The 12,187-nt window shown below is 51.4% G+C and carries 10 protein-coding genes and 1 riboswitch; of the genes, 4 read left to right on the top strand and 6 right to left on the bottom strand.

Annotation, left to right across the window (positions count from 1 at the left end; genetic code table 11):
- The first annotated feature begins 125 nt into the window (after positions 1 to 125).
- The 4 genes from OLM33_01720 (at position 126) to OLM33_01705 (ending at position 4,408) form a co-directional block, all read left to right on the top strand.
- Positions 126 to 938, top strand: a complete 813-nt coding sequence (locus OLM33_01720; GenBank protein ID MCW1712394.1) for an electron transfer flavoprotein subunit beta/FixA family protein — start codon at positions 126 to 128, stop codon at positions 936 to 938.
- Positions 935 to 1,936, top strand: coding sequence for an electron transfer flavoprotein subunit alpha/FixB family protein (locus OLM33_01715; GenBank protein ID MCW1712393.1), 1,002 nt, complete (start codon positions 935 to 937; stop codon positions 1,934 to 1,936). Before OLM33_01720 ends, OLM33_01715 begins: the two co-directional genes overlap by 4 nt.
- A gap of 2 nt (positions 1,937 to 1,938) precedes the next feature.
- Entirely contained in the window at positions 1,939 to 3,372 is a 1,434-nt protein-coding gene (locus OLM33_01710) for an FAD-binding oxidoreductase (protein MCW1712392.1), read from the top strand.
- Positions 3,373 to 3,622: 250 nt separating this feature from the next.
- Positions 3,623 to 4,408, top strand: coding sequence for a MetQ/NlpA family ABC transporter substrate-binding protein (locus OLM33_01705; protein MCW1712391.1), 786 nt, complete (start codon positions 3,623 to 3,625; stop codon positions 4,406 to 4,408).
- 89 nt (positions 4,409 to 4,497) lie between these two features.
- Here OLM33_01705 and grdD read toward each other — a convergent pair whose 3' ends face one another.
- The 6 genes from grdD to OLM33_01675 form a co-directional block, all read right to left on the bottom strand.
- Complete coding sequence (gene grdD / locus OLM33_01700) at positions 4,498 to 5,661, bottom strand: glycine/sarcosine/betaine reductase complex component C subunit alpha (protein ID MCW1712390.1); 1,164 nt, start codon at positions 5,659 to 5,661, stop codon at positions 4,498 to 4,500.
- Between the two features lie 12 nt (positions 5,662 to 5,673).
- Positions 5,674 to 7,212, bottom strand: coding sequence for a glycine/sarcosine/betaine reductase complex component C subunit beta (grdC, locus tag OLM33_01695; protein ID MCW1712389.1), 1,539 nt, complete (start codon positions 7,210 to 7,212; stop codon positions 5,674 to 5,676).
- A gap of 253 nt (positions 7,213 to 7,465) precedes the next feature.
- Positions 7,466 to 8,770 carry a glycine reductase complex selenoprotein B gene (grdB, locus tag OLM33_01690; GenBank protein ID MCW1712388.1) on the bottom strand — a complete coding sequence of 435 codons (1,305 nt, stop codon included), beginning with the start codon at positions 8,768 to 8,770 and terminating at the stop codon, positions 7,466 to 7,468.
- Between the two features lie 13 nt (positions 8,771 to 8,783).
- The gene (locus OLM33_01685) at positions 8,784 to 10,079 is read right to left on the bottom strand and encodes a glycine/sarcosine/betaine reductase component B subunit (GenBank protein ID MCW1712387.1); all 1,296 of its coding nucleotides are present in this window, start codon (positions 10,077 to 10,079) and stop codon (positions 8,784 to 8,786) included.
- A gap of 63 nt (positions 10,080 to 10,142) precedes the next feature.
- Positions 10,143 to 10,574 (bottom strand): GrdX family protein, encoded by a 432-nt coding sequence (locus OLM33_01680; GenBank protein ID MCW1712386.1) that lies wholly within the window; start codon positions 10,572 to 10,574, stop codon positions 10,143 to 10,145.
- Positions 10,575 to 10,657: 83 nt separating this feature from the next.
- Positions 10,658 to 10,756: riboswitch (glycine riboswitch) on the bottom strand.
- A 92-nt stretch (positions 10,757 to 10,848) separates the two neighbouring features.
- Positions 10,849 to 12,183, bottom strand: a complete 1,335-nt coding sequence (locus tag OLM33_01675; GenBank protein MCW1712385.1) for a sodium-dependent transporter — start codon at positions 12,181 to 12,183, stop codon at positions 10,849 to 10,851.
- Positions 12,184 to 12,187 lie beyond the last annotated feature (4 nt).

Below are 12,187 nucleotides of genomic sequence, written 5' to 3'. Positions count from 1 at the left end.
AGGACAATTGTAACCTGAATATTGATAATTTGGAAAAATATTTTTGATAGTTTATAATAACGAATCGCTTTATACTTGATGCGATCCCTTACAGCAGCTTTGAAAGTCAGGCAGGAGGAATAACTTTGAGGATAGCAGTACTGGTCAAACAGGTGCCGGCAGCCGACAATGTCAAAATAGATGAAAAAACCGGAACGATGGTCCGCGAAGGAGTAGAGGCCGAACTCAATCCGCTGGATCTGCACGCAGTCGAGGCGGCTGTCAGGATCAGTGAGTGCATGCCGGAAGGCACCACAGAGATAACAGCTGTGACCATGGGTCCCCCGCAGGCAAAAAAAGCCGCGGCCTATGCTGTTTCTATGGGCTGTGACAATGGCGTCCTTATCTCGGACAAAAGGTTCGGCGGATCTGATACTCTCGCAACATCAAGGACATTGGCGAAAGCGCTTGAAAAACTGGGCCCCTTTGATCTGATACTTGCTGGCGAAAGGGCGACGGACGGAGAGACCGGACAGGTCGGGCCGGCTGTCGCAGAATTTCTCCGCATGCCGGCCTTAACTTATGTGAGCTCCATTGATGAACTGGATCAAGGGCATATAAAAGTTACAAGGTCTGTAGAAGGCGGGCATGAGAAACTTGAAGCCCCGATACCCGCAATGGTCATGCCTGTGAAGGAGATGAACATTCCCCGGCTTTGCACTCTTGGAGGCAAGCTTCGCGCCAAAAAGACGGAGATCCACGTGATAAATGCGGATGACTTGGGCCTTGACGAGGATTCGACGGGCCTGAAGGGTTCTGCGACTTGGGTCATCAATGTTACATACCCTCAGATGACAAGAGAGGGAAGAAAGATATCATCATCGGCCGGTACGAAGGACGCTGTCAAAGCTATAGTGGATCTCCTTGAAGAGAAAAATTGTCTGGAGACGGCAAGATGAACGGCACAAAAAATGAAGTCTGGACACTGGCAGAAGTCAGAGGAAGAGTTATACATCCGGTCTCAAAGGAACTTCTTGCCTGGGGAAGGGAGCTCGCAGATTCTATGTGCGCCCCTCTCGCAAGCATCCTGGTGGGATGCGGAGTATCTTCGAGGGCAGAAGAACTTATCACGGCAGGGGCGGACAAGGTCTACATAGTCGACGACCCGTCGTTTGAAAATTTTCTCTGCGATGCGCAGGTAAGCATACTTGAAGATCTGACCGGCAGATACAGCCCCTCCATACTGATCGCCTCGGCTACGACAAGGGGCAGGACAGTCATGCCGATGCTCAGCGCCAGGATCGGCTGCGGACTTACGGCGGACTGCACTGAACTTTCGATAGACCCCGGATCCGGCAGACTGATCCAGACAAGACCCGCCATCGGTGGCAACGTCATGGCTGACATAAAGACAAAGGGACGGGATCCCCAGATGTGTACAGTGAGACCAAAATCTAAAAGACCCCTTGAACCCGACAGGTCGCGTAAAGGCGAGCTGATAAGAATATCCCCCTCTCAGGATCTGCTCGGATCTGCGCTGAAATTCCTCGGGTTCACGCCCGAAACATCTGTAGGACTGCCAATTCAGGAAGCGGAGATAATCATCTCCGGCGGCAAGGGCATGAAAAACGCGAAAAATTTTGCAAAGCTTGAGAAACTTGCAAGACTCCTGGGAGGGACCGTCGGAGCTTCACGCATGGCGGTCGATCTGGGCTGGGCGCCCTATTCTGCCCAGGTAGGACTCAGCGGCAAATCTGTCACTCCAAGGATATACCTGGCCTTTGGGATATCCGGTGCAGTCCAGCATATTGCCGGAATGTCAGGTGCGGAAACGATAATAGCAGTCAACCATGATCCCGAGGCACCGATCTTCAGAGTGGCGGACCTGAGCATTCAGGGCGACGCAACGGAGGTCCTTGATGCCCTTATAGATTCCCTGAAGAAAAGGCAGAGCTAGAGATGGATACCTACGGCAGACTGACGGAGAAAATGATCAGCGAACTCGCATCCGTCCTCGGTACAGGAGGAATCATAACTGACGACAGGGATCTTCTGGAAAATTATTCGTGGGATCAGGCAGGCAGGATATGGGGACACATGCCGGAGGCTGTAGTCCGTCCTGATAACACGGGACAGGTCAGCGCAGTGATGAAGATCGCCTCACATTACAGGATACCTGTTACTCCGAGGGGAGCCGGGAGCGGCCTGAACGGAGGGGCTGTTCCACTGGCAGGAGGAATAGTCCTCTCTCTTGAAAGGATGAACGCGATACTTGAGATAGACCCCGTCAACAGGGTTGCAGTCGTAGAACCGGGGGTCGTCACAAACGATCTCTGCAGGGCGGCGGCAGAGAAGGGCTTTCTGTACGCCGGATACCCAATGAGTACCGAGACCAGTTTCATAGGGGGCAATTTTGCAACTAACGCCGGCGGAGGAAAGGTCGTAAGATACGGCAGCACCAGGAGGCACATCTTGGGAGCCGAGGCCGTCCTTCCGTCGGGGGAGATAATGGAGCTGGGAGGCCGATACAGGAAAGATTCCTGGGGATACAACATCCTTCAGCTTCTGATAGGAAGCGAGGGTACGCTTGCCATCGTCACAAAGCTGATCGTGAACCTCGAACCCAAACCGGGAAAGACGGTCAATCTCCTCGCATGTTACCCCGATATCGAAAAACTGGTCGAAAGCGTTTCCAAGGTGATCAGTTCAGGGAAAAAAATCATTTCCTGTGAGTTCATGGACAGGAACCTTGTAAGATACACGACAGAATACCTAGGCTGCAGGCTGCCTGAACAGGAGAGGAGCGAGGGGTATCTTATCATACAGATCGAGGGCGACAACGAAGAACAGCTTGAAGAGAGCTATGAAGCAGTCGGCAAGATCTGTTTGTCCTGCGGGGCTTTCGAAGTTTTTGTGGCAGAGAGCAGGACAGATTCCGCGGCAATGTGGAACGTCAGGCAGAACGGCCTTGAGGGCATGAGGGCCAAAGATCCCCACGCATGCAGTTCAGGAGACCTGATGGTCCCTCTCTCCGCCGTACCGGAAATGCTCAGGAGGATAGACGCCGCGGGTCGGGAATGGGGCCTAGAAATGGGAATAATTGCCCACATCGGCGACGGAAATATTCATCCTATTCCCATAAAGCCTGAGGGGATGACTCCGGAAAAGTGGGCAATTTACTCTGAAGAATTCTTCGAAGCGCTTATAAAAGAGGCGATAGAACTGGGAGGCGTCGGCAGCGGCGAGCACGGTGTCGGACATGTCAAGCAGCATATAATCACACAGAGCAAATCCCCCGCTGAACTCGATCTCTTAAGGGGCATCAAGCGCTCATTTGATCCGCTTAACATTCTTAACCCGGGCAAAATGTTTTTCTCCCTGGGAGATCAATAAAAATTAGTTGACATTTACAGAGCATCAATATAAAATTTCCGCAATTTGAATATTCCCCGGCCGGGCAAAGGAGGAAACGTTATGCTTCATAATATCGTATTCGGAGCAATGTGCATGATGATACGCGGCATCGGCGGATCCTGTCCTGAAATGGTCGGCGCTTAGTCAGCACTTGCCATATCAAGGCCGGACCCGCAAAGGGTTCGGCCCTTTAATTTTTAGAGATCATAATATACGAGGAGGATAAAAAATGAAGAAAGTCTTGATCATCGCAATAATGGCAGCAATACTGATCCCCGCGGCATCCTTTGCTGCAGATAAAAAAATTGTGATAGGTGTCACGCCCTTTCCCGCAAAAGACATAGCGGCAGTGGCAAAAGAGGTCCTGAAAAAGGACGGATATGAGCTTATCATCAAAGAGTTCACTGACTTCGTCCAGCCCAATTACGCGCTTCAGGACAAGGACCTGGATGCCAATTTCTTCCAGCATGTCCCCTATCTTGAAAACATGAAGAGGGAGAAAAAACTGGACATAGTACCTTTGGTAAAAGTCCATCTCCTTCCGATAGGAATATATTCACAGAAGATCAAATCACTGAAGGATGTAAAAAAGGGTGCGGTCGTGGCAGTCCCTAACGACCCAACAAACGGATACCGCGCATATAAGCTGCTGGAGCGCGAAGGTCTGCTGAAAATGGACCCGGCGAAGAAGGACCTGACGGCAAGAGACATAATCGAAAATCCAAAATCGCTGAAAATTATCGAGCTTGAGGCTCCGCAGCTTCCAAGAAGCCTTCCCGATACAACGCTATCAGTGATCACTATGAACTTTGCAGTCGACGCAGGTCTCAATCCGACAAAGGAGGCCCTCGCGCTTGAGGACAAGGATTCGCCGTACGCGGTAGTCCTTGCCGTAAGGTCTCCTGACAGGGATACCCCGGCGACAAAGGCCCTCTCCAAGGCCCTCAACTCACCTGAAGTCAAAAAGTACATCAACGATGTACTCTCTCCCAAGGGAGTAGTTCCGGCTTTCTAAAAAAGATGACTTAAGTACCTCCGGAAAAAGATAAGGCCGGGATGCCAAATCAAATCCCGGCCTTATCTTTTTTATGCTGATCCTTAAGCTTAAATGTAGCCGTTCTCTTTGAGCACCGCTTTTGCCTTTTCGATCCTGGAAGCTGCCATTTTTATTACCGGGCCGGTGCAGCCCATCGAGGATTCTGCATAAATGCCCTCTTTCCACAGAGCCTTCACAGCGTCTTCTATCTCAAGGACGTCGATCCCGTGAATTTCCTCGTCCGTCGGTTCTGCCGGCGGAGCCTTGACATCTTCCTCTGCCGACGGCTGTTTGGGCTGGATCGATGAAAGTATATCCGCCAGGCCCGCCTTTTTTGCCGATTCCAGTTCTGCTGCGACAAGCCCCGGCAGACCGCCTTTCACGCACCTTGCGTTCAGGGAAAGGGCTGACGCTATTACAGGGGCCCCTGAGGCCCTCGATATTATCGAGACGACCCTGTCCCAATCCTCTCCGGCCGAGGGACCGTATCCCCAGCCAAGAGCTTCGTAATTGCCTCCCGTGTTCCATGCCGAGAAAAGTTTCATCAGGACATTCCCGGTCAGCGTGTCGGTCACACATACATCCACCGAACCTGCTAGGAGGTCGTTGCCCCTCAATATGGCCCCGCCGTCTTTTCTCATGCTTGATCCGAAATTGATCGGATAGCCTCCCTCGTTCAATTTATGGAGGGCCCTGAAAACGGTCTGGGCTCCGTCAAGATTAAGTATGCCTACAGTAGGAGACACGATACCGTCCGCCTTTGCTGCGGCGATCCCATATATGGCGTTCCTTACCATGGCCTCAGCACGGTTGGATGAGGATGTGCCTGTGGACGAGGCAATAAAGCACGGCCTCGCCTTGGCCGGTGTCAGAACTTTGCCTATCGTAGCAACGCCAAGGGGAAAGGGGTAGTGCAGGGCAACTGCGCCCGATATGATGCCTTTTTGAAGCGCGTCTTCCATGGCCTTGGATATATCCGCCTCGCATGCAGGTGTCTCTATACATGCCATTCTTTCCGACCCTTCGCACTTCGGACCTATCAGCACCACATTAAGAGAGGGATCGTTCTGCATGGCAAGAGAGGCTCCCCTTAGAAGTTCCCCGCTCCCAAGCTCGCTTCCGTATGACATTAGTCCAATGTTGACCTTTTTGACGCAACCGCCTTTTACTTCCTCAACGAGTTCAGCAAGGACTTCGCCTATCAATTCCCTTGTCCTCTTTCTTTCATCCATCTCTCTGCACCCTTACTTTTTGAGTCCTGCCGCAAGTTCTCCCAGGGCTTCAAGGATCAGCTCGCGGATCTCTTCTCGTGTGACGCCCTTTTCACCCTCAGTTTTACCGGAAACCGGCATTTCCATAAGGAAGGAGGCCCCGTCGGCAAGGTTTGTAAGCCTGCCGAGGAATAGGCTCCCCTTTCCTATTATCATGGCTCTTTTGATCTTTCCGGAACTGATGGCCTCGGCAGCATGCCCCATGTAGGGGACACCCGAGGGTATGTGCCCCTGGGTGTGGGCAAAGCCCTTCATTCCCCGGCTGCTTATAAAATCAGCCATATCGGTCTTCTCGATCTGTTTTTTCATTACCCCGAGCGCCGCTATCATTTTAAAGTTTGCTTCAGGAACATTTCCGGCCCCGGCAGGCAGTGTGATTTCGGGGTTGTGGAGCTCAGGAGCATATTTGTCCACGTCGGTCAGTGAGAGCCCCACCTTCTGCAGCGGTTCAAGGGTAAGTACACTTGTGACCGTCTGGGGCGAGGCCCCTGCTCCCACCGTATGTTTCCCTATGGCATCAAGCCTTATGACAGGAAGCTTGCCATCGTCGGGGACTATAAAGACCCCGAATGAGCCAAGGCAGTTCTCAAGTGCGGGCAGCGATTTTTTGACGTGGTCCCTGCTGTTCATGTAGAGCTTGGGAATGGCTCCCCCAGCTATTACCGCGACGTTTTTGCGCGTCCCGGCCGCCACCATCGAAGCCCCGGCAAGAACGGCATTTACCGGTCCCGCGCAAAATCCTCTGACATCACAGCCTGAGGCATTAACACATCCCGCTATCTCCGCGATGGCCTTCGCAAAGTTCCCTCCTCCGCGCTGGTTCATGTCTCCGGCTGCCTCTTCGGAGCATTCGATTACAAAATCTACGTCCCCGGCGCTTATGCCGCTGTTTTTGATCAGGTGCAGCAGCGAGAGAACGGCACTGGCCTTGCTGGTCATGTTTACGAGAAGTTCGTAAGCTGTCAGGTTTGGGTCGAACTCATGGCCCCTCCTGCTGCATCCGGCTATTTTGCCCCCGAAATAGAGGGGGAGGGCGGCCGCATTAGCAATTTCACGCTCGATCTCTTCTATTTCGTGGCCGGATTCGATCCGGGCGAGCATGTCTTCCCTTATGACAGGATTCTTTCCCAGTTTTTCCTTTACTCCGGCAGCAAAATCCTTCTCCAACCATACGAGATCGAAAACGTCACAGAGATCCAGCAGACCGATCGTTTCGTCCTCAGGCATTATTTCCCCGTATTTGCCGTACCTCACTGATGCCGGTTCCAGTTTTTCATACCAGGGCTGTTCTTTTTTTTCAAGTTCCTCAAGTTCCATAGCCCCAACATAAGCAAGGTTGGGTGCATATCTTGAACACTCGTCATAGTTCTGGACATGATCGGGAAGGAGGGATAGGAATTCCGAATCAGGATGTGATTCCCTCTCGACGAAGGGGGTATTCCCGTAGTGGAGCGCAAGCTCGGGAGTATGGTTCAGTGAATATGATGTTCCTTTGACTGCTGCGTTGGGCATCTGGCATTCCTCCATATTTGACCGCTGAATTATTGTCAGGTTATTGCAGTGCATCTATTTTAATTATAATTTTTTAAAAATTGGGAGTCTTTATTTGGTCGAATAAAAATTTCACAAAAACACCCACAAATTATATTCTGCCTAACATAATATTGAAAATATAAAAACTTACAAGTGACGACAGAACAGTCATTGCAGAGCGGACCATCCTGCCGTCATCTTGAATATAGGTCTTTCAGGCCGCAGGGATCGGCTAGTTGAATACTGTCTGTTCCCTGATCGGTGTCTTCAGAGCTTCGAGAGCTTTCTCAAGAATGCCCCTTCTGATCACCTTCTCCTCCTCGCGGCTCTTTGAGGGATCGCCCAGAGGATATGGTATTGCTACCGCAGGAACGATCCTGTTTGCTCCGACAGTCTGTGAGATCGGGACTATCGTGCAAATGTGAACGACTGCTATGCCTGTGGACTCAATTGCCTTGACCATCGTTGCTCCGCAACGGGTGCAAGTTCCTCAGGTGGAGGTGAGTATCACAGCATCAACGCCGTCTTTTTTCAGTCTCGCCCCTATCTCAGATCCAAATTTCTTGGCATTTGCGACCGGCGTCCCATTCCCGACTGTAGTAAAGAAATAGTCGTAGAGTTTCTTGAATTCCCCCTCCTTTTCCATCTCCCTCAGCACATCTATCGGAAGTACACGGTTAGGGTCGGTATTGGCATATGTCGGGTCATAGCCTCCGTGTGCAGTTGCGTAGGCTACTTCGTCAGCGCTCTGCACCCCGGCTATACTGTAAGTGCCGTACTTTGAGGCACTTGAGGCTTCGATGTGGTCAGGATTGCCCTTCGGGACGATACCGCCGGACGTAACAAGCGCTATCACAGCGTTTTTCATGTCCTTTATCGGCTCTGCCGGCGGTACCCTGTCAAAAACCGGCATCGGATATTCTGTCCTGAATTCCTCGCCCTTCAGTTTTTTGACAAGCATATCCACGGCACGCGCGGCACCTATCCTGTCATTGAAACGGTTGACCCTTACACCGCGTTCAATGTAGCCTTCATCGGCAGGGCTTCCCAAAAGCTCTCCGCGGAGTGACTTCATGATCAGTTTCGCCATCGCGGGGACTGCGTCCTTTATGCCTCTTGCACTGTCAGAGGTCTCAACGATATAGATGCCCTTCCTGTACATGTCGACTCCGGGATTCTCGGGGTACATGCCCGTAACGACCGGTATACCAAGTTTTTTGGACACTGCCTCGCTGACGGCACCACATGCCGTCCCGTAGCGTCCTGCGTTGAAAGCCGGTCCTGCGATGACCGCATCAGGTTTGAGATCTGAGATCATCTTTAATATCTTCTCTGCAGCCTCATCCATGTTCTCGGCAAAATATCCGTCGCCGCATATGACTGTGCCGACTATCTCCGCTTCATTTCCGAAAGCAGCCTTAAAGGCCATCCCGGGACCAAGTGCTCCATTGCGGGACTCGGGTCCGACACCAGCTTTTTCCTCTCCGCCTATTCCGGCGAAAAACTGATTAATGTAGTGAACTATCCTGTAAGTCATTATTTAACCTCCCCTACCAGGTCTCTGCCCCGAGCTTATTGAATCCCAGCTCGCATGTCGCGCCTGTGATCGCCTGAAGTTCAACTTCTATCGACCCGTCGGGTTTAAGTGATCCGTCAAAGCCTCCGGCTATTACATTTACATATTCAGTAAAACCAATGACCCTCTCCATCGGAGGAAGGACAACGATCATGTTGGCGTTACCTGCCGTAACAACAGCATTTGCCTCCGGCGCTGCATCTGCGAGGGATTGGCTTGCCCCGTCCCTTCCGGCGAACTCGTCGGTTATCAGGACCGTTTTTATTCCTGCCTTCTCCGCCTTGTGACAGTTCATGATGAGGTCAGCATCGGGATTTCCGAAACCCTCTTCGCTGATCACAAGGCCATCGACCCCGAACATTCCGGCGATCTTCACTGCGTATGACGAACTTCTTCTCTTGTCAGCAAGGGTGACGTTTTCATTTGTTATGATGACCCCGACGAAATTGATATCCTTACCGTGACGCTCGTAGAGAGATCTGATGACCGGATTGTTCTGGTGGACGTAGGTGCTGTTCTTGTCGCATGCAGAGACGCAGTTGCCTGAAACTATGGCTCCGTCCATGGTTTCGTTAGGATGGATCATGGTAGGCAGTATCCTCTTCGCATCGATCCCGTAAACATAGGTATCGTGAAGCAGCCCCTGTGTCTGGAGCATGTAAAGGTACGCCACCTTAGGGAGGCCCGGAAAGGCGTTCATGCTGCGGGTGAAAGGAGGTATCTCGTACGTCTCGGTCTTATCCGGTGTCCCTCCTGATTCATACACGCATTTCGCAAGGTACATCGCGGCCTTCAGGCCTGCGAGCCTGCACGCTTTCTCATAGGCATAGACCTCGATGCCCTCTTGGGGTTCAAAGACCAGGACAACATTGCACGTTTTGGAGAAAGGAGTATACTCAGACCCTTTTCCTGACATGTCTACAATGCCTTCCTGAAACCCTACTATCCTCCCGCATGTTACGACAGCTGCTCCTTCAAGGACAAGTGTCTTTCCCTCGCCTACGGATTCAACATCGCTGACCATTCCCGGGAAGACCTGTCCGCAGCCTTCTATTTTATATCTTGGCTGGATCGCGTCCTTGACAGGGGTTATTCTCACGCTTTCTCCCGGAAGAGCGATTTCTGCACCTATGCTTTTAAGGTTCTCTTCGTCCGTGACATGGGCAAGAAGTTCTTTTTTATTTACTTTTAGCGTTCCGTCTTTTAGGACTTCTGTCCTGTCACCCCAGCCAACGCTTTTGACATTTACTTTCATAAGTTCCAGTTTCATAGAATTCCTCCTTACAGATAGTGTCGATGCCTTTGTGATTTCAAAATGCGAGATACCTCTCCTTCACCTCCCGGCTGTCCTCTTAAGGCTCTTACGCAGCAGTCCGCAGTTTTTCAGTGTTTCCTCCATCAAAGTAAAATCCACATACTTGTAATCGCTGTCTATATCCTCAGGCATGTCGCCTGGCACTCTGGTTATTTTGCAGTCAGAGTAGACTGCGATCGCTGATTCGATAAGCTGAAGAGAATAATGGTCGACCAGAAGCCCGGTCTTCCCTTTTTTAGATTTAAGGACCAATGTCCTGTAGGGCTGCTGATTAGGTTTAAGGTTGCCGTAAAGGGGGTTCGCCTCAAGCTCCCATCCGCTGTGGATCAGATCCCTTGCCCTTTTCAACACCGAAAGCGCGGGCCCATCCACAAACTGCGCCTCTTCCAGGCAGGCGGCGAGGTTTTTATTGTTTGTGAGACATGTATAAAAAAAAGGGAACAAGTCCACAGGAACCCCGCCTCTCAGCAAGAGATCCTCTGTCCCCGTTCCCTAAAAGCCATAATAACGACCTTTAGCCGTCTTCAGAGTACTGTCCGGCAGCAATCCTTATGCCTGAGAGTTTCAGCTTTAAATCGCTTTGCCCCTTCGGCGCCCCCGGCTGTACCAGAGGTCTCTCTTGCTGCGTTCATCCAGATTGTCCAAAGTATAGCAAGAGCCACGGTCTTGTCAACAACCGTGGCCCTCTTTTTGATATCAGGTATTTCTGTAGATTAAATAACGTTTACCACTTAAGACCGGTTATAAATATTGCTGCGATGGATACGGGGGCCACTACGCGGCACATCCAAAGCCATGCTGTGTACATCGGGAAGACGAGCTTCCCGTTGTCCGTGACTTCGGCCTTTGCGCCGTCTGACCACACCCATCCGACAAAGACAGAGATAAAGATCCCGCCGAGCGGCATTATCACGTTGTTGGTGATAAAGTCTGCCGCATCAAGGAAGTCTTTCCCTGCGATCTGGGGAATGTGTCCTCCGACTGAAAGGGCTGAAGGGATGCCCAGAAGGGCTATCGCTGTTCCCATGACTATCGCTGCCTTCGCCCTGTTCCATTTCATCTGGTCGATGGCGTATGTAACAACCACTTCAAGCAGTGATATGGCAGATGTAAGGGCAGCTATGAAAAGAAGAAGGAAGAATGCAAATGAGAAGACGGATCCCATAGGCATCTTCGCAAAAACTGCCGGAAGTGTTACAAACGTAAGTCCAGGGCCTGCGCCGGGTTCGATACCGAAAGCAAACACCGCGGGGAAAATTACAAAACCCGCAAGGATAGCAACTGACGTGTCAAGCATTACGACCGTTCTGGCTATTGAGGGTAGGTAATCATTCTTTCCGAGATAACTTCCGTAAGTGATCATGCATCCCATGCCAAGTGAGAGCGAGAAGAAGCCCTGGCCGACCGCGGCAAGCAGAGCCTGGCTTGAAAGCTTTGAGAAATCGGGTTTGACATAGAATTCAAGCCCGGCGCCGGCACCCGGGAGTGTTACCGAACGAACGATCAGTATCAGCAGTATGGCAAAGAGCGCAGGCATGAGGACTTTACAGCTCTTTTCTATCCCGCCGCTGATACCTTTGAATACTATCCCGGTCGTAACTGCCATCACAGCGATATGATACGCTATGGACTGCACCGGGTCGGAGACGAATGCTCCGAATACATCTCCTGCTTTTCCTGCAGCTGCGTCCGACATCAGTCCGCCGAAGGATTTAAACATGTAAGCTACTGTCCAGCCGGCAATTACTGCATAATAAGACAGGATCACGAATCCGCAGAAGCAGCCCATCCATCCTACGAAGGGCCAGGCTCCGCCTCCGAGTTTCCTGAAGGAACCAACCGCGTCAGACTGAGCATTGCGCCCGATAACGAACTCCGCCAGCATTACAGACATACCGATAAAAACGACTACCGCAAGATAAACAAGGACAAAAGCCGCTCCGCCATATTTCCCCGTGATGTAGGGGAACCGCCAGATATTACCAAGACCAACCGCTGAACCTGCAGCAGCCATAATAAAACCAAACCGGCTGCCCCACTGTTCTCTGTTTTCTGACATAAAA

Source organism: Synergistaceae bacterium DZ-S4 (assembly GCA_025943965.1).
GTDB classification, from domain to species: Bacteria; Synergistota; Synergistia; order Synergistales; family Synergistaceae; genus Caenicola; species Caenicola nitritireducens.
Note: the sequence above shows the minus strand (reverse complement) of the source record. Positions and strands in the feature narration are given on the sequence as shown.